This is a genomic window from Oculatella sp. LEGE 06141 (assembly GCF_015207605.1).
Lineage (GTDB): Bacteria > Cyanobacteriota > Cyanobacteriia > Elainellales > Elainellaceae > Oculatella.
This window is the reverse complement of sequence record NZ_JADEWO010000017.1, coordinates 99,048-123,316: the sequence shown is the minus strand read 5'-3', so window position 1 is coordinate 123,316 and position 24,269 is coordinate 99,048. Positions and strand designations below refer to the sequence as shown.

Sequence of the window (24,269 nt, the reverse complement as noted above, 5' to 3'; positions counted from 1 at the left end):
ATAGTACCGTTGCATTTGAGCTTCAATGGGAGCAGGGTAAGGTTGCATTAAGTTTCCGCTTCATCGTCTACTTCTCCAGTGTACAAATGCAAAAGGTAGAATTACAGGTTATTTAATCCACGATCCTAAGTACCTACTCTCCCACCTCGACCAAAAGGGAAATCGAATTCAAACCCCTTGCTTCTAGCGGAGCGGCACATTAGCGTGTTAAATCCAGTTGTCGCCGTAAAAAAGGCAAGAGAACGTCATTGACTTTTTCGTGCCAATCTTCTTGAGGATAGTGGCCTACTTCCTCCAGCGACACTAATTCTGCATCAGGAATTGCCTCTACAAAGGTCTGCGCCATCTTGAGCGGCAGCCACGGATCGCGAATCCCCCAGGCAACCAGCGTTGGATGCGTCCACGAGGCAAAGCCAGCTTGAATCTCGGCGGTAGCTTGTGCCAACTGCAAATTTCGCACCGCGATAAACAAAGCTCGTCCGGCACTGGAGCTTTTGAGGAAGGGACGACGGTATACATCGAGATCGGCATCTTCAACCCGGTAACCGCCGCCGCCTTCCAGGGTGCGATCGACCAGAATGGGGTCTTGGGTCAACATTTCGCCCGCCAGCGGCAGTCCAAGCTGCTTGATTTTCCAGGGCAGTTTTGCTGCGGTTGAAAGGGGGGTGTTCAGGATGGCTAACCGCTCAATTTGTTCGGGGTGGCGCAGAGCATACTGCAACCCCACCGAGCCAACAAACCCCTGCACTACCAGCGAAAAGCGTTCAATTTCCAGGGCGTTGAGAAATGCCGCAAACGCTTCAACATAGGCATCAGGCGTGTAGGCAAACTCGCGTTTGCTGGGCGCGTCTGAAAATCCAAACCCAATCCAGTCGGGGGCGATCGCCCGAAATCCTTGACTGGCCAGGGCAGCAATAACATTACGCCAGCTATAGCTCTGAGCAGGCAATCCATGCAGCAGTACCACAGGTGGCTTATCCGATGGGTTCATCGGCTGTTCTTCACGATAAAACCACCGCAACGCTCCCACTTCAATTAAATGTTCAGATGCCACCCTGGCCTCCCCGGTCTTCACAGTTGTTTGAGCTTACTGCTCAACGGAGATCACAAGCAAGAGTGGGACACTGCAACACAAAAACCTGATTAATTTTTGCGAAGTAAGCCCTTTTGTATCCTATGTTACAGAAAAATCTGTTATTATGAATAGGTGGGGAAGAAAAAGCCCCGAGTTTAACATGTACGACTCATAAAAAGGAACTTATTATGTCTACTCAAGATCAGGCGCGGGCATTGATGATGCGCCATCATCATCTGATTAAGAACCGCCAGCAGTCCTTGTTGGCTCGGTCTGCCGCAGAAGTAGGGTTACCCCCTGAAGCGTCTCAATACTGGAATCATATTCAAGGCAAGGCTCATCCTTCCTTTGCTGCAAGCTACGATCGCAGCCATGCTTCGCTGAGCTAAGCTCACCGGGCGAGAAAGGACAGCTAGTTCACCATTAAATTAAATGGTTGCAGTAAATGGTTGCAGACCGTATCCGTTGCGGATCACTGCCAAATGAATGCTAGCCAAATGAATGCTATAAGTCAGGGCGTTTCCTTCGGGAAGCGCCCTTTCAGCATTTACAGGCAAGGGGCGATTCTTAAAAAGGGAAAGATGGCGTACACTAGGCTCACATCTGTTGTACAGAGGCAGTAACGAGGAAAAACGATGACTCGCGCCATTATGGAAACCGATAAAGGCACTATCCATCTCGATTTATTCGATCAGGATGCGCCCAACACCGTCAAGAACTTTGTGGAACTCGCAGAGAAGGGATTTTATGACGGGCTATCCTTTCACCGAGTCATTCCCGATTTCATGATTCAAGGTGGTTGTCCTCACGGTACGGGCACCGGCGGCCCCGGCTACACCATCAAGTGTGAAATCAACCAAAACAAGCATGTCGCTGGAACGCTATCGATGGCTCATGCTGGCCGCGATACTGGCGGCAGTCAGTTCTTTATTTGCCATTCACCGCAGCGTCACCTTGATGGGGTGCATACCGTCTTTGGGCAAACGCAGGATATGGATGTGGTGAATGCCATTCGCAAGGGAGACAAAATTCGTTCCCTCAAGATTGAGCAAGCCTAGCGCAATATGTCTCGGTTGGTCGCTTGAGCCAGAGAATTTCATTCTCCGGTGAATTGAAGCCTTAACCGAGACCCGTTACAGCCCAACGGCAAGCGCTACAGCATCCTGGTTCGCTCGATCGTGAGGGCGAAGAGGTCGGACGGTACAGGTGGGTCAACTGAAGTAGCGTGTCGCCTGGATCTGGCAGGGTTAGGCTTCGCCGCAACTGACCCTTCTCTAAGCATCATTGGGGTGTTGATATCAATGCCCCAATGTCGTTTTTAGATCGCTGATGTTTTGAAAACACTTGTTATGACAGATTGGAGCAGAAGCATGGCAGACTGGCAAGAGATTCCAGGCGGAGTGACTGCCCCCAAAGGCTATAAAGCGGCAGGAATTGCAGCAGGATTAAAGCCATCTGGTGCGCCAGATTTGGCACTGATTTTGTCAGATGTAGAGGCGATCGCCGCTGGCGTATTCACCACAACCCAGGTGCGAGCCGCATGTGTAGACTATTGCCGTCAGCAGCTAGAAAACAAACACAACGCGCGAGCCATCCTGTGTAATGCCGGTCAGGCGAACGCAGCAACGGGGGCGCAGGGCTGGGCAGATGCGGTAGAAAGCGCTCAACTGTTGGCTCAAGCGCTCCAGGTTCCTGCCGAATCGGTTCTGGTGGCTTCTACGGGTGTCATTGGTCAGCGGATCAAGATGGAGCAATTGCGGGCGGGCATTCCGCAACTGGTAGCGGCCGCTTCAGACAACGGCTCTGAGCAGGCGGCAGCAGCGATCGTGACGACCGATTTGGTGACAAAGGCGATCGCTCTTGAAACGACGCTGGATGGTCGCCCCGTTCGCATTGGTGGTATTTGCAAAGGGTCGGGCATGATTCACCCCAACATGGCAACTATGCTGGCGTTTGTCACCTGTGATGCCGCTGTTTCAACCCATCTTTGGCAGCAAATGCTGAGCCGAGCCGCCGACCAAAGCTTCAACCAGATCACCGTGGATGGTGACACCAGCACGAATGATACTTTATTGGCGTTGGCAAACGGTCAGTCTCGCACGCCTGCTATTACCGAGATGGGAACCGAGGCCGAAAAACTAGAAGCCATGCTAACCGAAGTGTGTATTCGGCTAGCCAAGGCGATCGCCCGCGATGGCGAAGGAGCTACCTGCCTGATCGAGGTACAGGTAACGGGTGCGCCAGATGATGCCTCGGCACGACAAATTGCTCGCACGATCGCAGGCTCCTCTCTGGTCAAGTCGGCTATTTTTGGGCGCGACCCAAACTGGGGACGAATTGCCGCCGCTGCCGGACGAGCCGGCGTTCCGTTTGATCAAACTAGCTTGCGGATTCAACTAGGCGACTTTCTGCTGATGGAACACGGACAGCCTCTCAGCTTCGATCGGGCTGCTGCCAGTGCTTATTTGAAACAAGCGGCAGCGGGTGACTATTTAAAAACGGACACCGTGCTGATTGTCGTTGACCTTGGAGACGGGCAGGGCAAGGGCAACGCATGGGGCTGTGACCTCAGCTATGATTATGTGAAAATTAATGCAGAGTACACCACCTGACGGACAATAATTAGGATTGCGTCAAGAGAATTTAGAAATTTAACTGACGTTTGGGGAATGTTCGCCAATCAACGGGTAGTAAGTCCATAGATCGCAGCACACTCCTGTTTCGTGGAATGGGTGCTGGCATCAGGTCTTATACTGCGAATCCTCATTGGTTACGCGTTCGATACAGCAGGATAAGGCGATCGCCTTATCGGGTACACTCAAACCACTTGCAATTTTGATACTGGCTGTTAGCCTTCACCCCGCTGCCTTACCCAACTGGTGAACCGGCGGGCAACGCTGGGAGGCTTCCTCTCAGAATGCATGGTGGCAACGTAGTGTCTGTTCCTAATCACAGGGTTGAAATGGACTTACAAACAATCGCTCGCGCTCAAACTAGCTATCCCATCAGCACAGTTCGCAACGATCGCCAACTGGTTCAGTCGCTCCAATCTTCACTCAACGTCATGGGGTTTGCGGCTGGCGCGGTGGATGGAAATTGGACTACGGCGACCGACAACGCCTTCAAAGCTTTTGCGCGTGAATACGGGTTTAGACCAGACGAAATCTCGCCGCGTGCGGCTCGGTTTATCATCAGCTCGGTTGGTGTGGTGGCCACGCCTACTCCCGCTCCGGCTCCCACTCCTCGCCCGGTTCCGGCTCCGGTTCCGGTTCCAGTTCCAGTGCCGATCCCACAACCGTCTGCAAACGTTTTAAGCGAAGCGTTGCGGTTTACGTTGAAGTGGGAAGGTGGATACGTTAACAATCCCTACGATATTGGTGGGGAAACGAATAAAGGCATTACAGCGGCGACGTATGCCACTTACCGTCGGCGCAAGGGCTTATCTAACCAAAGCGTGCGATACATCACAGATGCAGAAGTTGATGAAATCTATCGCGATATGTATTGGTCGCCGAGTCAGTCAGGGCTGATGACAAGGGCATTGGCGATCGTCCACTTCGACACGGCTGTGAACTTTGGGGTGGGCGGCTCGACTATCTTCCTGCAGGAAACGCTGGGAGTCAGGGCAGATGGTGTCTTTGGTGCAGGGACTCGATCTGCGCTAGACCGTGCTAATACCTCTGCCACGGCTCGACGATATGTTCAAGGTCGGATTAACTATCGCCATCAGCGCGTCAGAGAAAGCCCCAGCCAGCAGGTCTTTTTGCAAGGTTGGCTGAATCGAGACAATGACCTGTCTCGCTATATTGCCAATATTCCTTAGCCTGCTACATTCGGTTTTTTGGAAACAGAGACGTAATCCATACGCCTCTGTTTGGCTTGCCTCTCAAGCAGTGTTACAACCCATCACTACTATCCCAACAGAATCTATTACAAAATGCGATCGCCGTTAGAGTGTGGCGATCGCATTCTGTTGCAGCAGGCGACAGGCCGTCAACCCTAAACTGGGATTGGTTTGATAAGCAGATTCGGGAGTCCATACTTGAACGGTGCGATCGGCTGAAATTCGATACAAGTACTTAACCTCAGGACGGTAGTTTAACCCGACTCGCAAATTAGAGTAATCGTCCTCACACAGTTCAAAGCCGAATCGAACCACGATTTGAGCCACGAGGCATTCTGGTGTATCGATCGATTCTCCGGAGGTGTCCCGTTCTTGCCAAAACTTATCCAGGAAACGGTTTAATGTGGGTAAAACTTTAGCTGGAGTGCCGTTGCGGCTGGCATAAATAATTGCTGGGTTGCCTTCAACGATGATGTGGCAGGGTGTGTTAGGCATGATTCGGGGGGTCAAATTTGAGCAGGCTACTAATGCAAGCCATTGCCCTGGGGGCATGACTGCGATCGTGTCACCTGAATTTGTTCCCCCTTATTGTAGGGTGTCTTTCTGGCTTCGCCTATCCGAAACAGCACTGGATCAGGTGTTGTATAGTGTGCGATCGATTAGGTACGAGGCCGTTTTACAAAATCAGCACGACCGAGCAATTTCGTATTGAGCCTAACTGCTTTTGAAAAATGGTTGAGTATCATGAACCTAACGTATGGACTTCAGGTGTTGCTACTTTAAGGTGGCTTGAGCCGTCTGAGAGCAGTAGACCAACTAATCTCACTGCGGTAATCAGCTGTAGCGATGTTCATCGTCCGTTTCGTTATTCGTAGACAAGATGAGGAGCGAGTTACGTGAATGCAGCCGAACAGGTCAAAAATTTCGAGATTGCTGGCAAAGTAGCGGCAATGGTGAACCTGTTCAAATCGAAATTTCCAGATGCCAGAGCCGATCTGAAGCCGTGGGCCAATGACGAAGATACACGGGAGTTAATCGACCCCGATTCGATCGACGTTGGCTTTCATTTGCCTGGTTGGAGCCGTTCGTTTCAAAGCCGCAGCATTCTGGTTCAAGTTCGCTTCTATGCCGATCCGCTGGAACGATCCTATCGGGCGATCGGCATTGAACTGGCTGGATTTGACCACAACGGCAAACAATGGCAGCTTTCTACCGTGCAAGACTGGACCATTACAGGAGCGACTGAGCCAACCAACGATATTGCTCAGAAGCTGAAGCAGTTTTGCCAGGATGTATTTGAGCTGTTCAACTCATCTCAGGTGGAGTGATGGGGGATGGAAGGGAGCGGTGTTTCTCAGCCGTTCGTAAAATTTGCCCTGCCAGAACGGCAGCTCCAAAGCCGTTATCGATGTTAACCACACCAATGCCAGCAGCACAGGAGTTGAGCATGGTTAGCAATGCGGCAAGTCCGTTAAAACTGGCTCCATAGCCAACGCTGGTGGGCACTGCAATCACTGGACAATCGGCCAGACCCGCAACCACGCTAGGCAACGCTCCCTCCATTCCGGCAACCACAATTAATACATCTGCGGTTTGAATCAGGTGGCGATTGCTCAGCAGGCGGTGGATTCCAGCCACCCCCACATCCCAGAGGCGGCTGACCCGAAAACCAGATAATTCGGCAGTGACAGCGGCTTCTTCTGCCACTGGTAAATCAGCCGTTCCAGCCGAAAGCAGGGTAACGGTGCCAGAGTGCGAGGGGGCATGGTTGGCAGGGGCGATCGCACAGATCTGTGCCATTTCGTAGTAGCGCAGGTCAGGAATGTGCGCCCGTAGCGTCTCATACACGGCTGGCTTGATCCGGGTAGCCATAACGACCGGATTGCGTTGCCGCATTGCTTCAATGATTCGGACAATTTGCTCAGGCGTTTTGTCTTGTCCCCAAATCACTTCCGGAAAGCCCGTGCGTAGCGATCGATGGTGGTCAATATTGGCAAAGTCGTCAACGGGTTCGAAGTCGAAATGTTTCAGCTTAGTCAGCGCCGTTTCTGGGGTAACGTCTCCCAGAGCCACGGCATTGAGCAACTCACGAAGGGCATTTGGTTGGGTCACGGTAGTTAAAAAAAATGATGGGAGTAATGGGTTTGCAGTCAAACGGGTCAACCCGTGGTCATCCTGAAGATGGCTGGTTCAACCCAACTGCCACCCTATTCATCTACTACTTTAAGAGCTTGAATGTTCCATAAGCCCCACGTCGGCAAACCAGAGTATTGCACTCCTTCAATGCGATCGCGCACCGCCATTAGCGCCATTTCATGGACAAGATGAATCACAGGCAGTTGCTCTTGCACTACTTGTTGAAACTGATTGTAGATCGCTCGCCGCTTCGCTTCGTCCAGTTCACGCGCACCCGCCGCAAACAGGCGATCGATCTCCTGCTCCCATGCCGCAGGCTGCCAGCCGTTGATTGGCGGCTGACCCGGTTGCGGCCCTAAGTTGAAGAGATGGGAACCACCACCACTTGTCCACAGGTTAGCGCCACTGTGGGGTTCGGTACTGCCGGTAAAGCCGATTAACAAGCAGTCCCAGTCGCGGGTGGCGGTCACTTTGCTAATCAGGGTGCCAAAGTTAATCGGCGTAAAGTCTACCTGAATCCCAATCTGGCTGAGATCCGTTTTAAGTTGAGAGCCGATCGCTTCCCGCAGTTCGTTTCCAGCATTTGTGATGAGCGTGAACCGCACCCGATTACCGTCGGCATCCAACAACTGCCCGCTGGCGTTGTATTGAAACCCAGCCGATTGCAGCAGCGCTTTGGCCTGTTCCAGGTCGTAGTCGTAGACCTTTAAGCCATTTTCGGGGGTGAGATAGTACGGGCTTTGGAGTGAAATGGGTGAATCTTGTGGTTCGCTAATGCCCCGAAAGATGTTGTTGATCATGCGGGAACGGTTGATGCTGTGGGCGATCGCCTGCCGAAATTCTAGCGAGTTAAACCAGCGAGATTTGATCGGGTTCACCACGGGTTGACCGCGATCGTTCTGCGCCTGGTTGAGGTTAAAGGCAATGAACAGGGTTCCCGATGCCGCACCGCCCACCAAAACCTTGAAGTTGCCCCGTTCTTCTTCGCGTTTGAGCAGCGAAAAGTATTCTGGCCGCAAAGGACGAGCATCTCCCATGATATCCAGATCGCCCGACCGGAAGCTGAGCAATTGGGTGTCGGTCGATTCTGTAATTTGCCAGATGATGCGTTCAACGTGCGGTAAGGGTTGTCCCTGCTCGTCTCGTTCCCAGTAATGGGGGTTGCGCCGAAAGATCAGCCGTTCACCAGAGCGGTAGCTTTCGATCGCATATGGCCCATTCACCACGATATCGCTGGGATTGGTATCGGTGCCCCAGGTAGAGAGAAAGAGGGGATTACCGTTACCGTCGAGCGATCGCACCGATTCGGCTAGCTTGTGCTTTGGCAAAATCACAATGTTGGTGGGTGGACCAGAAGAGGCTCGCAAAAATGGGGCAAACGGCTCTGGAAAGGTGAACTCGACTCGGCGATCGTCAAGCTGGCGTACCGTTGGCAATTCGCCCGTACTGCCAACGCGCAACCCTTCTCTGGCATCTGCCGGAATTTTGTCATTGAAGACTACATCCTGGTAGGTAAACACCACATCTGCGGCGGTTAACGGCTCTCCATCAGACCATTTCAGTCCCTCACGCAGGGTAAAGGTAATTTGGCGCTGGTCGGCGGCAATCTCCCAGGATTCAGCCAGGTCGGGTTTTAGCTCTCCAGTGGTGCCATCCTCCTGGGTCAACCCCCGAAAGCTAAACAGAAAGATGCTTGGAAATTCCTGATTCAACGCATAGTTAAACGTTTTGGGGTCTTGCAGGGTCGCAAGAACCAGTTGGGGTACGGCTGCTGCTTCGGTTTTGAGCGCCAGAGCGGTACAGCCAGTAGAGAGGAAGGCGATCGCCACGGCCAGCCCCATCACAAGCCAACGTCGCAAATGCGGCTTTAAGGCGAAGTGCCGAGACTTGAACAGATGCGTCATGGCAGAACCCACGTCGTAATAATGACTGCTGACAGTCGAAAAATGGCGAAACGCGTACGAGGCACTGAAGACACCATCTCTCGTCTCGGCGCGTTGTCGCTATTATGTCGCTATTGTTCAGTAATTCTCAACTCGTAAATATTCCATAGAGTGCCGCCCAGGGCAGAATACTTGACTCCTTCCACCCGGTTCCGCAGTGCCGTTAAAGCCAGCGGGTTGACCAGATAGATAAAGGGCAAATTTTCCTGAGCAAGGCGTTGGGTTTGGGCATAAATTGCCTTGCGTCTTTCCTCATCCAGTTCCTGACTGCCCTGCACATACAGACGACTAATTTCTTCTTCCCAATCGGCAATTTCTCGCCCTTCCAGTGGCGGCTGCCCTGCTCCAGGAGCCTGGTTAAATACATGGAGCCTGCCATCAACCGACCAGGTGTTTCTACCGCCATCTGGCTCCACTCCGGCTCCGCCAATACCCAAAATTAACGCCTCCCAGTCGATCGTGTTATCCATTTTGCTGATGATGGTGTTGAAGGCGATCGGCTGAAAGTCAACCTGGATACCAATTTTGCTCAAATCCTGCTTGATTTGGGCCCCCAGAGCTTCTCGAATTTTGTTTCCGGCATTGGTAATCAGCGTAAACCGTACGCGGTTGCCGTCTGAATCGGTGAGCTGCCCGGCGGCGTTGTACTGAAACCCGGCACTTTGCAAAAGCTGCTTCGACTGCTCAGGATCATAGTCATATATGGGAATCCCTGCTTCTTCGGGAGAGGCGTAATAAGGGCTTTGAATGTACATTGGGGAGATTTGCGGTACGCCCAAGCCCTGATAGATGTTGTTGATCATGGTTTGACGATCGATCGCATGGGCAACAGCCTTGCGAAACTCCAGGGAGTTAAACCAGCGAGACTTAATTGGATCGATCAGTGGCCGACCATTGCGGCTACCAGTATTGAGATTGAAGGTCAGGAAGGAGGTGGTCAACGCAGGACCACCGCTGTAAATGGTGAAATTGCCTCGTTCCTCTTCGCGCTTGAGTAACGAAAAATAATCGGGGGATACGCCTTCAACATCTAAACTACCTGAGCGAAATTGCACCAGTGAGTTGTCGGTTGATTCCACAATTTGAATCACCACTTGCTCAATATAGGGCTGTTGGTTGCCCTCCGCATCCTTACGCCAATAGTAGGGATTGCGTTCTAGCATAATGCGCTGGCTCGGTTCGTAGCCCACCAGGCGATAGGGACCTGTGCCAATAATTTGGTTGGGTGGCGTGTCTGTTCCCCAGGTGGAAATGAATAGAGGCTGACCCTGGGAATTGGTAGTAGAAATAGAGGTTTCCAGGATGTGTTTGGGCAAGATATAACCTCCTCCGGCAAAGCGCAGCAGTGGTGCAAACGCTTCGGGGGAGCGAAACTGAACCCGGCGATCGTCCACTCTGGTTACCTGGGGGAACGCGCCCGCCTCGCCAATGCGAAAAATATCTTGATCGCTGGTTGCAATCTGCTCGTTGAAGATGATTTGGTTGTAAGTAAAGAGGATGTCGTCTACCGTAAACGGCTCACCATCCGACCATTTCAAGTCCTCGCGCAGGGTGAAAACAATGCTGAGCTGATCGTCTGAGATTTCCCACGATTCGGCTAATCCAGGTTCCAGTTCTCCGGTCAGCCCATTTTGAGACAAGAGGCTGTCGTAAATATAACCCAGCACATCATTCTGCTCTTCAGACATGATGGCATTAAAGGTTTTGGGGTCACTTAAGCTGCTAACGACCAGGCGCGGCACCTGCGCCGCTTCGGTTCGCAGTTGTGCCTCGCTACACGAAGATAAGCCGACCGATAGGCCAACCGTCATCACGGCTGCCAGGATAAACAAGAGCGATCGCTGCCAAACTGTTTTAGAAACCAATGCCGAAATCATGGACATCCTTCCAACCAATCACCAAACTTGTTTGCATCATAGCGGTGATAGGCAGGTGGTGACAGCGAAGGAATTTACAGCAGTTCTCAATCGAGTCAGCCACAGTCTCGCCAAGATGGGTGGGGTGTAGGGTTTGATGTGTGGTGAATGCAAATGAAAATGGCTGTAAGATCCCCGAATTCTTGAAGAAGCCGGGGATCTGGGGCACCTGAGGTTTACTTCCGGCTCATTGTCAGGTTTAGCTTACGGTTCAGCCGCTCCTTTCTGATGATGAACCTCAATGACGGTATGCACATTGCCGCGTGGTGCAAAGTCGCCTTTAATGGTGGCCTCTAGCGGATCGCATGTTGCCACAAAATCATCCAGAATTTGGTTGATCACTTCTTCATGGGAAATGTAGCGATCGCGATAACTATTGATATAAAGCTTGATGGCTTTTAGTTCTACCACCCGCTCGTTGGGAACATAGCTGAGATAGATGGTCGCAAAATCGGGATAGCCGGAAAATGGGCACTTGCAGGTAAATTCGGGCAAAGTGATGTTTACGGTGTATCGTCGGCCAATTCGGGGATTGGGAAACGTAATTAATTCACCTTCGGCAATCAGGCGTTCGCCATACTTAGGCTCTGCCGCTTGGGGTGCATCAACTGATGCGCCCAACCCTGTTGTCGGTTGACTCATTGTGACTCGCTCATTAAAACAACTATTAGCCACTGGCTAGTTCACTGTTCTAGTATATTTATCCTGACGTTGGCTCCAACTGGAGCAAAAGGGCGATCGCACCCCAAAGATGCCTTAACGGGCTGAATGCAATGCAACAGGGAGCCAAAGCAACCCGTTTGCTACGGCTCAAACAACCACAAAAATTTAGCCATTGAAATTTAGATCATTGGCACCTTTCGTTCTACGATCAGGGTCTTCGATCAGAAATGGCGGTAATGCTCAAGAATTTGGTGTGATTTGTGCAAATTTATAGACAAAATGACGACTGGTCTGTTTTGATATCCATTATTCTTGGGCATATATTCCATAAGCTTGCTGTTATTCACTACAATTCTCTGCCAAACCAATGAAATCAAACCCGAATTCTGATTCAGCGATGCGACATCCGGCAGACTCCGCCAGGGCGGTATCCTCTCCTGGAGGCTATTCTCCTTCGGTGCCCATCTCGGTCTATCGAGAGCTGGCTGCCGAGTTGCAAGCATCAAAAGCCATGCTGGACTCGCTGAATGCCCAGAATCAGCAGTTGATTCGGCAGAATCAACACATGCGTCAGGAAATTGAGCGAGTGGTGCAAACGGCAATGAGCCTACGCCAGTTTAGTGAATCTGCTCAGGTTTCGACTAACCCATCTGTGGTTGAAGCGGTTTCAACTCCAGCACCGAAGCGGCTTGAGGTCACTCGCCCCTCCTCGGACGATGTAACGGATGCCGCTCGCGTTGCGGCACGGCTGCGATCGCCCGAACCTTCACTAACCGATGAGTTATTTACAGAACAAGGCGAGAAGCCATTTCGCGTTGAACCCAAAACCAATGCGGCTAAAGATATGGGCGGCTGGTGGTTGACCATCACCATCTTGCTGATTGTGATCACCGCCTTTGGTGCCGGGTTCCTTGTGGTTCGTCCGCTGTTGCCCGGTCAGCAAGACTAACGGCTATAAGGCGGGGGCGCTGGAGGGTGTAGACCGTTACTCCATGTAGCTAGCCCAGGCGTTGAGCGGTTCGGGGGAGCCATACCATAGTTTGCCGGGTCGGGGTGAGTGGCAAACATTGTCGAGGGTAATATTAGTGGCACCATCCAGGTGGGCAGCTTCAACGGGGGTAATGCCATCTCCCCAGCAAGAGCCTTGGCCACAGGTGAGTTCATAGCTGCTGTAGGCAAACCAGGTGCCCAGTCCTCGTTTGCCGAAGATGGCCTTACCAGCCACACAGACATAGCGAACCGTCGGGTAAAATGCGCCGGGGTAGTTGTTTTTCACAAAATCAAGGTTGCGCTTCGTCCAGCGTTCCTGGCTGATGTGAGGCGTGCCCAAGGTGACCAAGGAGGCGATCGCTGGATGGGCTTTCCACACACAAACTTTGCTGGCATCGCTGGGATGCACGTCGTAGGGGATTTCGCCCAGGTAAATGCGGGCAATCCATCCCCCGGCAGAATGCGCCACTAAATTGATGCGATCGCTCCCGGTGTCTTGCATAATTTGCTTCACCGTTTGGTCAAGCTGGTGCAAAATCGGCAGCATCGATCGTCCGCCAATGGTAGGTATCCAGGTGCGTCGCTGTAATGGCACGGTCACGGCTGGAAAGCCAAGCTCTCGCAGGCCAGCTTCCATTTCGCTATAGGGACTGGCACCTGCGAGATATCCAGGCAAAATGACGGTCGGTAGAGGCATAGGATTACTGGCAATACGGGATGCTAAACGTTTGAATTTTGGATGGTCAAATCCGATTCTCTACCCCTCAAGCTCCTGTAGCCAGTCCAACATCAAGCGATTCACCAGTTCGGGGCATTCATCATGCGGGCAATGTCCGGCGTTGGGAATAGAAACAAATTTGACCTGCTGTGGCGATCGCTCCGCCAGCGTTTGATACATAGCGGCTCCCTTAATGGGGGTCCAGGGATCAGCTTCTCCCCAAAGAACCAGCAGCGGTTGAGTAATGTTGGGCAAAAGTTCGGCAGGTGAAGGGCCGGGGGGAGCCGTAAGAATAGACGCAAAAACCTTCTGGGCACCCGGATCGCAGGACGGCTCGTAGATTAAATCAATCAGTTCATCGGTGACGGCGTTGGGGTCGCCATACACCTGAAGCAGCGTTCGCCGCAGCCGAGCCTTTTGCCGAATTCGATTAAATAGAAATGGCCCCAGCCGTTTAGAGCTAACCACTTTTGTAAACCCCTGCATTACAAGGCTCAGCGGAAAGTTTAGCTCTTCGGGACGGTGGTTTAGCCCACCCGCCGCATTGAGCAGCACCCCACCCGCTGCAATTTCAGGATGGTCTGCCAGCAGCATCAGGCTCAGCAGCGCTCCGATCGAGTTACCAACAAAGATGGCAGGAGTCTGCACTAGCTCATGCCAAAAGTCGTGAAGCAGTTCTTGCCACAGCTCCACGGTATAGTCTATTGGTGGCTTGGCTGAACTGCCAAAACCGAGCAGGTCTACCGCAAAGACGCGATAACCGCCATCGGCTAGTTCTGGAATGTTTTGCCGCCAGTGGCCGATCGATGCCCCAAAGCCGTGGAGCAGAATCAAGGGGCGACCGCTACCCATGACGGTGTACCGGATGTCATGTCCTTTCCACGTCCAAGTCAAGATGGGAAGCGATCGTGTTGGAGTAATGGGCTGAGTTGTCACAGCAGATTGTTAAGGTTTCTTAAGCTATCGTTACCTTATATGGTAATGCTTCTGTCGCCATTCTTGAAGCCGTTTACTGAAAGCTGTTGTGTCTGAGCATTGATAATGGGGCGCACGGTTGGTGGGTCAGGGCTGAGCCTGAATCCCAATTCCTTGCCCTCTATGCCCTCTATGCCCTCTATGCCCTCTATGCCCTCTATTCTCTATAGGGTCTATCTATGGCTCTAGCGGTGTGCCTGCGGCCCTGCCCAGATGTTGTTGGCAATGTGCCCAAAGGTAATTGGTTGGTCTTGGTGAGCGATCGCCGTTTGGCCGCTGACATCCACTGAGCAGATCGGCCAGTTCTCATCCCCCAAATTGCCTGCCCGAAACAAAACCTTGTCAGGTTCGTTTTGGCTCCAGCCAAGCAAAATGGCGTTGCTATATTGAACCCGCGTTGGGGCAATGGTATAGGTTCGATTTTGCTGGCGATCCCACACTACGGCAAAATCGGAAGCGATATCGGTGCCAAACAACGACTCAAACTCGCGTGCCAGAACCCGATCGCCCTGTTCCGACCAGGCAACCGGAATCAGAATGGCGATCGATCCGGCAGGACGGGCATCGCTGGTGGGCATAAAAGGATTGTCAGCAAATGGAGACGATGCGGTAATCGTTTGCAAATCTCCGGTTTTTAGGTTCTCTAGAAACAAAACGCTGCTGACTCTGCTGGCAAAATTATCCGGGGCGATCTGAATTTGAATGCGACTGTATGCCGCATATCGCTCGTCTGGAGATAGCAACGACTGGCTGCGGTAATAACGAATTTTAGGGCTGTCTTTTGGCTGGGCTTCAGTTAGCGCTGCCAATACCCACGTCCACGGAACTGGATAGGGACTGTTGAGTGGATCCAGTTGCACCGATCGCTGCTTCATAGAGAGTGTAACGAATGCTAAAACAACGGCTAAGCAAAACCGACCATAGAAGGCTTTTACGCTGCGATCGCCCCATTTGCTGCGAATAGCATCTCAAGTTGCTAGAACGATGTGCTGAAGAAACTTAGAACACTGGCGAAATGGGTGTGAGTCTGGCTAAAAAACTAGGGGTAGGTCGGCAGACGGTAGATCGCCCTGTGATGCGGACTCACGGCTCGAATGTTGCTCGGTACAGCCTAACTGAGCCTGCAACCAACGGTAGTTGCCTGAACGCACTGCTCAACAGCAATAGCAATAAAAGATCTTCCTGCCTATAGGTATAGCAACTGAAAGCGCAATGGGGCACAAACTCAGATTAGTCTTCAACAGACTTAATGTTGAAATTAATATAGGCAGTTTGTTTAGACAGGATCAGCCAAGGCGAGCGGGGCACTGCGTCAACGGGGTTTCGTCTGCAACGGTTGCCGTTGCGATCGCGTCGTCCTGTAGAATTTATAGGCTTCACGAAAAGTGAACCTAGAGTTGAGCTAGCATCACAGCAAGAAACACCATCAGTTAGGACATCCGTAGGAGGTCGCTTAATGACTCACTCCTCAGCCACGCATACGCCTGAACAGCAGACGGTTGAGCTGTCATCTGGGCGCTTGCGGTCGTGGTTAGTGTTTATTTTTCGGTTGTTGCTTTTAGGGGTCAGCGGCGGATTTGCGGTTTTGTTAGGAATTGCGATCGCCCAATTTTTTCCGGCTCAAGTACAAAACCCGCCTTTTTTAGAAAGGACATTGTTGCAGTCCGATCGGCTGATCAACAGCGTTCGTCGCTGGCCGCAACCGTGGCGAGCTGCACCCTCGCCTGTCCCTTCACCTGAAGTGGCTCCTGCTGCCTCACCCAGCGTTTCGGTACCCCCTGCCCCCCCACTCAACGATACCGAACGGCAGCGTTTGCAGTCTGAACTGAGCCGGTTAGAGGGCGATCTTGATACCTTGAGCGATCGCGCCGCTGCGTTAGAAAGCCGACTGGGCACAAGTCGTTCGACCGCTGCCCTGGAAGCTCGAATACAGGTCTTACAGCAGCAGCTTGATCCCAACGCTGCAAATGCCAGCCCCGACCCGGCAGCAGGTGTGGTCAATCCGACGCCCGTGATTCCAGCCCCGACTGACCTCTCGGATACGCTGATGGTTACCCTACCCAGCGATGCGTTATTTGATGCCAACAGTGCAGAATTGCGTCCGGGCAGTCAGGCGATTTTAGATAGTATTATTAGCGATCTGCGTCGCTATCCAGGCGCAACCATTCGCATTGCTGCATTTACCGATACGGAACCCGAAGCCGAAAGCAATGGCGCTGTCGATCGCGTGCGAAGCTTCGAGCAGGCGCGGCTAGTTCAGCAATATTTATCAAGGATTTTGGGGAACGAGTACCACTGGGTCACGGTTGGGTATGGACAAAGCCAACCGTTAGTAGACAACACTACCCCAGCCAATCGCCAGCGCAATCGTCGGGTTGAAATTGCGATCGACCCTTAGAGGATGGGTTAAGGGGGCTGTGTCTCGCTCAAACCGCCTCTTTTCTAGCTTGCTGCAAGCGATAAGCTCCCTACTTTAAGCCCCGACCTGAACGCTCAGCCGGAGAGTTGAAACAGAACGGGATGCAGTTCCCCACGGTTAGGGACTGTAAGGGGCGAGTGCAGCTCATTTGCTACGTTTCGCAAACCGCCTGGAGGCTGGTTGAACGCATTGCTGAATCTTGAAGTGCAAGCGCTGAATCTGCATGAACATCATTTTTTTCGGTACTCCTCAATTTGCGGTTCCTGCCCTGGAGCAACTGCTCGCCGTACCAGAGATTAATGTGCTTGCTGTAGTCACCCAGCCCGACAAACGGCGCGGGCGGGGGCAGGAACCATCTCCGTCGCCCATCAAAGCGATCGCCTCTAGCCATGCGCTACCCGTGTGGCAACCCCGGAGCGTTAAGAAAGATGCAGAAACCCTGGAGAACTTGCGCCAGTCTGAGGCCGATGCGTTTGTAGTGGTTGCCTATGGTCAAATTCTGTCGCAATCAATTTTAGACATGCCTCGCTTGGGCTGCATCAACGCCCACGGCTCCCTTTTGCCTTACTACAGGGGGGCTGCACCGATTCAGTGGAGTTTGTATCATGGCGAAACAGAGACGGGGATCACCACCATGTTGATGGATGCTGGCATGGATACAGGGCCGATGTTACTAAAGGCAACGACCCCGATCGCCCTTCTGGATACATCGCTTGATTTAGCCAGGTCTCTGGCAGACCAGGCGGCTGATTTGCTGGTTCAAACGCTACAGGGTTTGGCCGATCGCACCATCCAGCCTATCCCCCAGGACAACGAGCGAGCAACCTACGCGCCGCTCATTCAAAAACAGGATTATGTCATTGACTGGTCACGTTCAGCGCTTGCCCTGCACAATCAAATTCGTGGCTTTTACCCAAACTGCGTTGCCACCTTTCGAGATAGCGTCCTCAAGGTCAGCGCTACCGTGCCGCTGGATGGCGTTGAGCGCTCTGTATTACCGCCCGATGTCCAAGAACTGGAGGCAGAATGGTCTGGCTGGCGCGATCGCTCCATGTCGGTGGGTAGCGTGGTCGGCATTCTCAAACAGCAGGGTGTGGTGGTGCAGACGGGTGAAGGGTTGCTGTTACTGCGAGAGGTGCAACTGGCAGGACGGCGATCGCAATCTGGTTGGGACTTTGCTAACGGCACCCGTTTAGAGGTAGGCGAGAGTTTGGGAAGCCAGTAGAGGTGATCCCCGTTCAGAGATAGTTCAGGTAGACCGTTCAGGCAAACTATTCAGGTAAAACCATTCAGGTAAACACTGGAAAGCAGACGGCTCCAGCACCGAATTTGTAGGAGAATCAAGCGATCCCTATGCCCGATCCCCGATTTCCTCGTACAACCGACACTGATCACACGGCCCTTCGGGATTGACAGCACAACGAATCAGCTCAGATTGAGCGTTGTAGCGGCAGTTAGCATCCCCGATAATCCAACGTCCGTTCAGGAAGCTCTGCTCGGTGGGACGCTGGGCTTGCTGCACGTACAGTGCTACTTTGTGTAAGCGATATCGTCCTGCTCTGAACTGATAACGGTGTCGCCGTTCTAAAACAGCATAGGTTTTGCCTGCTAAATCGAGATAGGCTCCAGGCTGCGGGTTCCAGTCCAACCGAAGATTAGCAATTGTTTTAAGCGGGTTGCTGAGGATAACCTCGGTAGACAGAGACTGTGGCTCCATAGCAAATGTGTTGCTGTTTACATTATATGGATGGTATCGCACTTGCCAGCAGGACGTGGCTCGCCGATGAGCAGGCTTAAGGAGTGCGATCGCTGCGATCGGTTTCCCCTTCCTGAACCGCTAACCAGTTCAAAATCTCCTGGTTGACGCGATCGGAACATTCATCATAGAGACAATGGCCGGCCTCTGGAATTTCAACCAGGGTAACTTGCGGGTTGAGCGGTGAGAGTTGCCTTCCCCAGGTTAGCGGAATCACCCGGTCTTGCTCACCCCACAGCATCAAAATTGGTACCTGCACGCCAGGCAGCAGCGCTTTCGTTAGCGGACTAAAATCGTTTTTGGTTCGCGCCTGTGCTAAACGGCAAAAGGCTCTGGCTGCACCGCGATCGAGTCCGGGGGTAGCAAAACTCATCACCACCTCTTCGGTGACTCGGTTGCTGTCGGCATAGGCTAATCGCAGAATCGATCGCACCATCGACGGACGGCGCACCATGTGAAATAAGGGACGAATCAATAAGGGAGTGGTAAACAGGGCTTCAATTTTGCCTACCATAGCCTGTAGCCGCCCCGGCAGCAATTCTTGCCGAGCGGCTGGCAGTGTAATTAGCACCAACCCCTGCACTAATTCGGGATGGGTTGCGGCGGCAGTCAGTGCTACCAATGCACCCAGGGAATGCCCCACCCATACCGCAGGCACGCCAATCAACGTGCGCCAAAACTCGTAAACCTGCTCGACCCAAAGCGACACATTGTAGGATTCCGCTGCTTTTTCGGATGCGCCAAATCCCAGCAAGTCGATCGCGTAGACATTATGAAACTGACTCAACGGCCTGAGATTAGCCTGCCATTGCGTCAATGCCGAGCCAAAGCCATGCAGGAAAATTAACGGCGGCAAGTCTCGGGCTGGGGAAGGCTGCGCGGCGCGAATGTAGGTATAACGGATTTGCCAGCCGCGCCAAACCCAATCGCGCTGGGAGCCAATTTGGGTATGCCAGGGTGGGAGGGACACTTGACTAGACATCACACGATAAACCGAGGTGTTTAATTCTTAGCCTATCAATTCTTTGCGTAACTTGAAGTTTTGCAACGATGCGTCTGGATGGAGCGATCGCCTGCCATGCGGCACCAAAGCCAGTTTTAAGCGTTTGGGTCATACAATCCAATGGTGGCAACAGAACACTAGGGGAAGAGACAGGGTATTGAATGCGATCGGCTTCTTGCTGTAATGACAGAGAGACCATACAAACCCCAACGGCAAATGAGAGTGGATGCTCAATCAAAACCAGCAGCAGAGGTATGCTTTTGAATACGAAGACCATCGTGGGAATTCTGAATAACAATCTGGTTTCAGCCAGCGATCCATCAGGGCTAAATCTACTCCACAGCACGCATCATGAGCCTCTGTATCAATCCCCACTGCCTTCAACCTGACCATCCAGGAAACGACGGCAGCCGTTTTTGTCAAAGTTGCGGTTCCGATCTGGTTTTGCAAGGTCGTTACCGGGTTATGCGTTTATTGAGCGACAAGAGCGGTTTTGGCAAAGTGTATGAGGCGTTTGAACGCAGCACACCAAAACTGCTGAAGGTGCTGAAGGAAGCCTACCATCAACATGCCAAGGCGATCGAACTGTTTCAGCAGGAAGCAATGGTTCTGAGCCAGTTGCAGCATCCGGGAGTGCCAGCAATCGAACCCAACGGGTACTTTCAGCTAGTGCCTCGGGGGAGCAACCAGCCTGTGCATTGCATTGTGATGGAAAAAGTCGATGGCCTTAACCTGCGAGAGTGGATGAAGCAGCAAGGCAACCATCCCATTAGCGAAAAGCAGGCGCTGAACTGGTTGAAGCAGCTTGCCGCAATTTTGAACCTGGTTCACCAAAAAAACTATTTTCATCGCGACATCAAACCAGAAAATATCATGTTGCGATCGTCGGGGCAGCTTGTGTTGGTAGACTTTGGTGCGGCGCGGGAAATGACCTATACCTACCTGGCGCAGTTAGGCGGGACAGGAAGCATTACCCGCATCAGTTCCGCAGGCTATACCCCCCCAGAACAGGAAAAAGGACAAGCCGTTCCCCAGTCAGACTTCTATGCTTTGGGCTGCACCTTTGTCTATTTGCTAACCGGGCAGCAGCCCACCGACGGCAGTATCTACAACCCACAAACGAATGAGTTTCTCTGGCGTAAGTTTGCGCCCCAGGTGTCGCCGCCACTGGCCAATTTCATCGATAAGCTGATTGCGCCACGAGTGGCCGATCGCCCCACAAACACCCAAGAGATTTTGCAAGAGCTGGCTCAACTAGAACAAACCCTATCGCAGGCGCTGTTGATGAAGCCGCTCTCGTTTGGCGCGTTGCTTCACCCTAACCCGCCCACGGTCGTTCAGTCTCACCTGCCTACGACGATTTATCGCAACACCAAATGGCTGCTCGGCGGTGCGATCGCCCTGGCGATTGGGTTGGGCAGCTATGGAGCATGGCAAATTTCTCGCAGTATGCAGCCGCAGGGTGTCGGAGACGTGCAGCAAGCGATCGAGGTAACTCAGACACTAACGGGGCACACAAGCTACATCAATGCACTAGTCATCACCCCAGACGGTGGCTCTGTCATCAGTGCCAGTGCCGACAAAACCATCAAAATTTGGAATCTGGAAACCGGGCAGGTCGTCCGTACCTTAACCGGACATACCAGTTTTGTGAATGCGCTGGCGATCAGCCCAGATGGACAAACCCTCGTTAGCGGGGGAGCCGATCGTACCATCATGATTTGGAACCTGGAAACGGGGGAGCCACTCCATACCCTAAACGGTGACTTTGGTTTTATCAACGCCCTCAGCATCAGTTTCAACGGCAAATTGTTAGCGAGTGGGGGGGATGATGGGGTGGTTCGGATTTGGGACATTGCGACCGGCGCAGAACGCAACGTCCTGACCGGGCATTCTGGAGCTATTAACCCTAACGCGTTGGTGTTCAGTCCCGATGGACAAACCGTGATCAGCGGCAGCGCTGATACTACGATCCACATTTGGGATTTGGCTCGGGGGCAACTGCGACGAACCATTGCCACCAATTCTGGGTTTGTGAATACGATCGCCCTCAGCCCGGATGGACAGACGCTTTACAGTGGGGGAGTCGATCGCACTATCAAGGTTTGGGATGTTACAACCGGGCAAGAACTGGGCAAATTTGTCGGGCATTCTGGCTTCATCAACGATCTCGCCCTGAGTCCTGATGGTCAACAGCTGATCAGCAGCAGTGCCGACCAAACCATCAAGATTTGGGACACAGCCACAGCAACTCTGCGCTATACCCTCACGGGCTACGGCACCCATATTAACTACTTTGTCGTCAGCCCCGGCTGGCAAACCCTATTAAGCGGCAGTGGTGATCGAGTCATTCGCGTTTGGGATCTGCCAAAGTAACGTGCTGTCCTGTAGAGATGCAAAGAAGAGAGGGTACATCCCATTTTGACTGTATGGTGAACGCTTTGGCGGTATTGAAAAGGATTACAAATCGGCTGCGTTTGACCTGTCGCCCTCGGTTGTCTACTGCTATTATCTAAAACAGCAAAAATCAAGCGAGACGAAGTGAATCACGTTCCGCTTGATTTTGTGGTATCCAAAGACGGTTTTGGAATCCGTCGAGGTCAACGATAGCTTATTCTGCTTTCGGTTCGATTTTAATATCGGGGTTCTTCTCAGCAAAGTACCGGTTGAGGAAGGTGCTGACGAAAGATAAGACGATGGGGCCAAGGATAAAGGCTACCAGCCCTCTGACAACGAATCCAGGTACCAGTACTGAAGCAAGCCAGAAACAGATGCCGTTCACAACCAGCGAGAACAGACCGAGTGTTAAAAAGTTTAGCGGCAACGATAGAGCAGATAAAACTGGCTTCACAAACGAGTTGACCAAACCGATTGATAGTGCAGCAATGATCGCGGCTGGGAAATTGGCTAAGTCCACTCCAGGAACTGCTAAATCCACAACCAACAAGCTCAAAGCTGTCGCTAACGTAGTAAACAATATTCCGAGCATAGGGATTTCCTCAAACTTATAAACAGCGAAGTTTTATTCTGTCTAAGTGGTAACTTTACCTATTTTCGTTTTGTAGGTAGCTTTATACCTCTCTACCTGGATAGATTTTGAGAGGAGTTAAACTAAGGCTTTTGAAACAGTCTGTTGCTCCTCGATCAAATGGTTAAAACTGATACGGTTGGGGATGCGTGAGGCGATCGCTAATAATCCCCAGGGTGGAGGCTATTTGAAAGCAGATTCGGGACAATAAAATGAAAGTCAGCTTAGTAAAGACGAGAGATAACATATGAGAATATTGCGATATCTACTTGCAATTCTGTTGCCCCCTGTAGGCATTTTCTTAACGTATGGTATCAGCACAACCCTGATCATCAATGTTCTGTTGACCTTGCTGGGATGGCTACCTGGTAGTATTCATGCAGTGTGGGCGATCGCCAAGCACGAAGAAGGTCTGCGCCAACCAGGAGCCTACTAATTCAACCGAGTAATTTTCTACAAGTTTGTCGCTGGATAACACTCAAATTTGAAACAACCGGGGTGCTTGAGACATCCCGGTTGTTTGTTGTTGAGCGGTATTTGTTGAGCACTTATGGCAGTTCTCAATCGAGTCGGCCACAGTCTCGCCAAGACGGGTGTGGGGTGTATGGTTTGAAGTGTGGTGAATGCAAATGAAAATGCATGTTAGTTCAAACGCTTACCAAACTTATTGCCACGTACAGTTTGGCTGCTGCCCATCCAGCCCATCTAGAAGTGTAGACCGTTGGCTACATAGGCGTTTTGGTTTTCTCCTGGAACGCTTCGCTGGCGGAATGCCACAACTCTTTTAGCACCTGTTTCACTCGCCGTTCTCGTCGAGCAACTGCACTACCAGCCTCGCCAATTTTCTGTTCAAATTCGGTTTGTCGGCGCTCCAGCACGGTTGACTCTTCCGCTTCGGCGCGGCTGCGTGCGTTCGCGTACCACGTTTTGGCTTCATCTAAGTGGCGCGTAACGTCTTCGTATTGTTCGCCGTAACGAGCCGAGAGGTTCGCTCGTAGAATGGCAAGCTGTGCCTGAAGTTGGGCGTAGCGTTTACGCATTAGTGCCACTTCTTCGCTGTCTTTAACCGATTCAACAGCCGCTTCAATAGTCGCGTTTACGTCCGCAGAAGACCCTTTCCCGGTTGTTTCAATGTCGGTTAAAACACCGTCAATTTCAGTTTGCAACGCGGTTTCTTCGCTGTCTACTTGAGTTTGAAGGGTTTGAATTTCGGTCTGTATTTTTGCGATGGATTCTCGTCGGGTTTGGCTCATACCTTCGATCGCCCCTTCAATTGAAGCGGTGATGTCCTCTTTTGCCTCGTGTCCACGTTCTTGGAACGCTTCTACAACGGCAGCGATCGCTTCTTTAATAATTGAGCGTAATTCGATCGATCCTTCCCGAAGTTCCGCTCGCGATTGCATGACGGCTGCGCGAACAATTTCTCGAATTCGTTCAGACCGTAACTGTCCTTCATCTTTCGCTTTGTTCAAATCTGTTTTGATTTGTTCTCTAACAGAATTTGGCATACTCAACTCCCATCTAACGCCGATGACTAATCAAGTTGTTTTTAGCTGCCCTAATGCTATTAGACCAATCCAAAAACAGCTTGGTAGAAACAATTCTATGATGACAAATCCATTTCCAATTCGAGACTTCCTTTGGGCATAACTAACGTTAATCCTCGTTCAAAACGGAATAGAAGGTGTTTTGGGGCAACGGTCTGCCACTGCAAAACGCCGCTGCAAATTGGGTACAAATTTGCATAATGTTGTGTCTGCAAGCAGATGTTATATGGCTGCAATAATCGCACCTTGAAATAGA

At 51.9% G+C, this 24,269-nt stretch carries 24 protein-coding genes; 10 read left to right on the top strand and 14 right to left on the bottom strand.

The features are described from left to right. Window positions 1-199 precede the first annotated feature (199 nt). Window positions 200-991, bottom strand: a complete 792-nt coding sequence (locus tag IQ268_RS14050) for an alpha/beta fold hydrolase (RefSeq protein ID WP_193879863.1) — start codon at window positions 989-991, stop codon at window positions 200-202. A gap of 272 nt (window positions 992-1,263) precedes the next feature. Between IQ268_RS14050 and IQ268_RS14045 the strand changes: the two genes are divergently transcribed. The 4 genes from IQ268_RS14045 to IQ268_RS14030 all read left to right on the top strand — a co-directional run bounded on the left by IQ268_RS14045 (window position 1,264) and on the right by IQ268_RS14030 (window position 4,898). After that, complete coding sequence (locus tag IQ268_RS14045) at window positions 1,264-1,464, top strand: hypothetical protein (protein WP_193879829.1); 201 nt, start codon at window positions 1,264-1,266, stop codon at window positions 1,462-1,464. Between the two features lie 246 nt (window positions 1,465-1,710). After that, window positions 1,711-2,133 (top strand): peptidylprolyl isomerase, encoded by a 423-nt coding sequence (locus IQ268_RS14040; protein ID WP_193879826.1) that lies wholly within the window; start codon window positions 1,711-1,713, stop codon window positions 2,131-2,133. 312 nt (window positions 2,134-2,445) lie between these two features. Further along, on the top strand, window positions 2,446-3,687 hold the full coding sequence (gene argJ, locus IQ268_RS14035; RefSeq protein WP_193879823.1) for a bifunctional ornithine acetyltransferase/N-acetylglutamate synthase: 1,242 nt from the start codon (window positions 2,446-2,448) through the stop codon (window positions 3,685-3,687). Window positions 3,688-4,037: 350 nt separating this feature from the next. Next, window positions 4,038-4,898 (top strand): glycosyl hydrolase 108 family protein, encoded by an 861-nt coding sequence (locus IQ268_RS14030; protein ID WP_193879820.1) that lies wholly within the window; start codon window positions 4,038-4,040, stop codon window positions 4,896-4,898. Between the two features lie 126 nt (window positions 4,899-5,024). Here the strand turns inward: IQ268_RS14030 and IQ268_RS14025 are convergent, their stop codons facing one another. Then, complete coding sequence (locus IQ268_RS14025) at window positions 5,025-5,414, bottom strand: histidine kinase (RefSeq protein WP_193879818.1); 390 nt, start codon at window positions 5,412-5,414, stop codon at window positions 5,025-5,027. A gap of 401 nt (window positions 5,415-5,815) precedes the next feature. Between IQ268_RS14025 and IQ268_RS14020 the strand changes: the two genes are divergently transcribed. Further along, on the top strand, window positions 5,816-6,247 hold the full coding sequence (locus IQ268_RS14020; protein WP_193879816.1) for a hypothetical protein: 432 nt from the start codon (window positions 5,816-5,818) through the stop codon (window positions 6,245-6,247). On the opposite strand, the gene larB is transcribed toward IQ268_RS14020, so the two are convergent. The 4 genes from larB to queF all read right to left on the bottom strand — a co-directional run bounded on the left by larB (window position 6,225) and on the right by queF (window position 11,556). Next, window positions 6,225-7,031 carry a nickel pincer cofactor biosynthesis protein LarB gene (larB, locus tag IQ268_RS14015; RefSeq protein ID WP_193879813.1) on the bottom strand — a complete coding sequence of 269 codons (807 nt, stop codon included), beginning with the start codon at window positions 7,029-7,031 and terminating at the stop codon, window positions 6,225-6,227. The genes IQ268_RS14020 and larB overlap by 23 nt on opposite strands. Before the next feature lie 95 nt (window positions 7,032-7,126). Next, window positions 7,127-8,959: an ABC transporter substrate-binding protein gene (locus IQ268_RS14010; protein WP_193879811.1), complete on the bottom strand. Its 1,833-nt coding sequence runs from the start codon at window positions 8,957-8,959 to the stop codon at window positions 7,127-7,129. Between the two features lie 110 nt (window positions 8,960-9,069). Beyond that, a complete protein-coding gene (locus IQ268_RS14005; RefSeq protein ID WP_228035348.1) occupies window positions 9,070-10,875 on the bottom strand; it encodes an ABC transporter substrate-binding protein in 1,806 nt (601 codons plus the stop codon). Between the two features lie 243 nt (window positions 10,876-11,118). After that, window positions 11,119-11,556 carry a preQ(1) synthase gene (gene queF, locus IQ268_RS14000; RefSeq protein ID WP_193879806.1) on the bottom strand — a complete coding sequence of 146 codons (438 nt, stop codon included), beginning with the start codon at window positions 11,554-11,556 and terminating at the stop codon, window positions 11,119-11,121. A gap of 388 nt (window positions 11,557-11,944) precedes the next feature. On the opposite strand from queF, the gene IQ268_RS13995 reads away from it, so the two are divergent. After that, window positions 11,945-12,526: a hypothetical protein gene (locus tag IQ268_RS13995; RefSeq protein ID WP_228035347.1), complete on the top strand. Its 582-nt coding sequence runs from the start codon at window positions 11,945-11,947 to the stop codon at window positions 12,524-12,526. A gap of 36 nt (window positions 12,527-12,562) precedes the next feature. On the opposite strand, the gene IQ268_RS13990 is transcribed toward IQ268_RS13995, so the two are convergent. From IQ268_RS13990 to IQ268_RS13980, 3 genes are all read right to left on the bottom strand, one after another. Next, complete coding sequence (locus tag IQ268_RS13990; protein ID WP_193879803.1) at window positions 12,563-13,264, bottom strand: triacylglycerol lipase; 702 nt, start codon at window positions 13,262-13,264, stop codon at window positions 12,563-12,565. 60 nt (window positions 13,265-13,324) lie between these two features. Next, complete coding sequence (locus IQ268_RS13985) at window positions 13,325-14,221, bottom strand: alpha/beta fold hydrolase (protein ID WP_339383301.1); 897 nt, start codon at window positions 14,219-14,221, stop codon at window positions 13,325-13,327. Window positions 14,222-14,445: 224 nt separating this feature from the next. Next, window positions 14,446-15,120, bottom strand: coding sequence for a hypothetical protein (locus IQ268_RS13980; RefSeq protein ID WP_370584664.1), 675 nt, complete (start codon window positions 15,118-15,120; stop codon window positions 14,446-14,448). A 596-nt stretch (window positions 15,121-15,716) separates the two neighbouring features. On the opposite strand from IQ268_RS13980, the gene IQ268_RS13975 reads away from it, so the two are divergent. Further along, the gene (locus IQ268_RS13975) at window positions 15,717-16,658 is read left to right on the top strand and encodes an OmpA family protein (protein WP_193879798.1); all 942 of its coding nucleotides are present in this window, start codon (window positions 15,717-15,719) and stop codon (window positions 16,656-16,658) included. A gap of 244 nt (window positions 16,659-16,902) precedes the next feature. Further along, window positions 16,903-17,904: a methionyl-tRNA formyltransferase gene (fmt, locus tag IQ268_RS13970; protein ID WP_193879795.1), complete on the top strand. Its 1,002-nt coding sequence runs from the start codon at window positions 16,903-16,905 to the stop codon at window positions 17,902-17,904. Window positions 17,905-18,030: 126 nt separating this feature from the next. Here fmt and IQ268_RS13965 read toward each other — a convergent pair whose 3' ends face one another. The 3 genes from IQ268_RS13965 to IQ268_RS13955 all read right to left on the bottom strand — a co-directional run bounded on the left by IQ268_RS13965 (window position 18,031) and on the right by IQ268_RS13955 (window position 19,715). Then, window positions 18,031-18,396, bottom strand: coding sequence for a DUF6464 family protein (locus IQ268_RS13965; protein WP_193879793.1), 366 nt, complete (start codon window positions 18,394-18,396; stop codon window positions 18,031-18,033). A gap of 76 nt (window positions 18,397-18,472) precedes the next feature. Then, window positions 18,473-19,417, bottom strand: a complete 945-nt coding sequence (locus IQ268_RS13960; RefSeq protein WP_193879791.1) for an alpha/beta fold hydrolase — start codon at window positions 19,415-19,417, stop codon at window positions 18,473-18,475. Beyond that, on the bottom strand, window positions 19,410-19,715 hold the full coding sequence (locus tag IQ268_RS13955; RefSeq protein ID WP_193879790.1) for a hypothetical protein: 306 nt from the start codon (window positions 19,713-19,715) through the stop codon (window positions 19,410-19,412). The genes IQ268_RS13960 and IQ268_RS13955 overlap by 8 nt, the downstream gene beginning before the upstream one ends. 74 nt (window positions 19,716-19,789) lie before the next feature. Between IQ268_RS13955 and IQ268_RS13950 the strand changes: the two genes are divergently transcribed. Further along, window positions 19,790-21,814, top strand: coding sequence for a serine/threonine-protein kinase (locus tag IQ268_RS13950; protein ID WP_193879788.1), 2,025 nt, complete (start codon window positions 19,790-19,792; stop codon window positions 21,812-21,814). A gap of 235 nt (window positions 21,815-22,049) precedes the next feature. On the opposite strand, the gene IQ268_RS13945 is transcribed toward IQ268_RS13950, so the two are convergent. Beyond that, entirely contained in the window at window positions 22,050-22,427 is a 378-nt protein-coding gene (locus IQ268_RS13945; RefSeq protein WP_193879787.1) for a phage holin family protein, read from the bottom strand. A 286-nt stretch (window positions 22,428-22,713) separates the two neighbouring features. Between IQ268_RS13945 and IQ268_RS13940 the strand changes: the two genes are divergently transcribed. Continuing rightward, the gene (locus tag IQ268_RS13940; protein WP_193879785.1) at window positions 22,714-22,902 is read left to right on the top strand and encodes a YqaE/Pmp3 family membrane protein; all 189 of its coding nucleotides are present in this window, start codon (window positions 22,714-22,716) and stop codon (window positions 22,900-22,902) included. A 289-nt stretch (window positions 22,903-23,191) separates the two neighbouring features. On the opposite strand, the gene IQ268_RS13935 is transcribed toward IQ268_RS13940, so the two are convergent. Then, window positions 23,192-23,974, bottom strand: a complete 783-nt coding sequence (locus tag IQ268_RS13935) for a histidine kinase (RefSeq protein ID WP_193879784.1) — start codon at window positions 23,972-23,974, stop codon at window positions 23,192-23,194. Window positions 23,975-24,269 lie beyond the last annotated feature (295 nt).

Excerpts from the sequence above, each read along its gene's own strand:
- IQ268_RS13960 (WP_193879791.1), bottom strand. The coding sequence starts at position 19,417 with ATGTCTAGTCAAGTGTCCCTCCCACCCTGGCATACCCAAATTGGCTCC.
- IQ268_RS14050 (WP_193879863.1), bottom strand. The coding sequence starts at position 991 with ATGAACCCATCGGATAAGCCACCTGTGGTACTGCTGCATGGATTGCCT.
- IQ268_RS14010 (WP_193879811.1), bottom strand. The coding sequence starts at position 8,959 with ATGACGCATCTGTTCAAGTCTCGGCACTTCGCCTTAAAGCCGCATTTG.
- argJ (WP_193879823.1), top strand. The coding sequence starts at position 2,446 with ATGGCAGACTGGCAAGAGATTCCAGGCGGAGTGACTGCCCCCAAAGGC.
- IQ268_RS14045 (WP_193879829.1), top strand. The coding sequence starts at position 1,264 with ATGTCTACTCAAGATCAGGCGCGGGCATTGATGATGCGCCATCATCAT.
- IQ268_RS13995 (WP_228035347.1), top strand. The coding sequence starts at position 11,945 with ATGAAATCAAACCCGAATTCTGATTCAGCGATGCGACATCCGGCAGAC.
- IQ268_RS13990 (WP_193879803.1), bottom strand. The coding sequence starts at position 13,264 with ATGCCTCTACCGACCGTCATTTTGCCTGGATATCTCGCAGGTGCCAGT.
- IQ268_RS13940 (WP_193879785.1), top strand. The coding sequence starts at position 22,714 with ATGAGAATATTGCGATATCTACTTGCAATTCTGTTGCCCCCTGTAGGC.
- IQ268_RS13950 (WP_193879788.1), top strand. The coding sequence starts at position 19,790 with ATGAGCCTCTGTATCAATCCCCACTGCCTTCAACCTGACCATCCAGGA.
- IQ268_RS13975 (WP_193879798.1), top strand. The coding sequence starts at position 15,717 with ATGACTCACTCCTCAGCCACGCATACGCCTGAACAGCAGACGGTTGAG.
- queF (WP_193879806.1), bottom strand. The coding sequence starts at position 11,556 with ATGAGTCAACCGACAACAGGGTTGGGCGCATCAGTTGATGCACCCCAA.
- IQ268_RS14040 (WP_193879826.1), top strand. The coding sequence starts at position 1,711 with ATGACTCGCGCCATTATGGAAACCGATAAAGGCACTATCCATCTCGAT.
- IQ268_RS14025 (WP_193879818.1), bottom strand. The coding sequence starts at position 5,414 with ATGCCTAACACACCCTGCCACATCATCGTTGAAGGCAACCCAGCAATT.
- IQ268_RS13935 (WP_193879784.1), bottom strand. The coding sequence starts at position 23,974 with ATGCCAAATTCTGTTAGAGAACAAATCAAAACAGATTTGAACAAAGCG.
- IQ268_RS14030 (WP_193879820.1), top strand. The coding sequence starts at position 4,038 with ATGGACTTACAAACAATCGCTCGCGCTCAAACTAGCTATCCCATCAGC.
- IQ268_RS14005 (WP_228035348.1), bottom strand. The coding sequence starts at position 10,875 with ATGATTTCGGCATTGGTTTCTAAAACAGTTTGGCAGCGATCGCTCTTG.
- IQ268_RS13945 (WP_193879787.1), bottom strand. The coding sequence starts at position 22,427 with ATGCTCGGAATATTGTTTACTACGTTAGCGACAGCTTTGAGCTTGTTG.
- IQ268_RS13955 (WP_193879790.1), bottom strand. The coding sequence starts at position 19,715 with ATGGTCTTCGTATTCAAAAGCATACCTCTGCTGCTGGTTTTGATTGAG.
- IQ268_RS13965 (WP_193879793.1), bottom strand. The coding sequence starts at position 18,396 with ATGGAGCCACAGTCTCTGTCTACCGAGGTTATCCTCAGCAACCCGCTT.
- fmt (WP_193879795.1), top strand. The coding sequence starts at position 16,903 with ATGAACATCATTTTTTTCGGTACTCCTCAATTTGCGGTTCCTGCCCTG.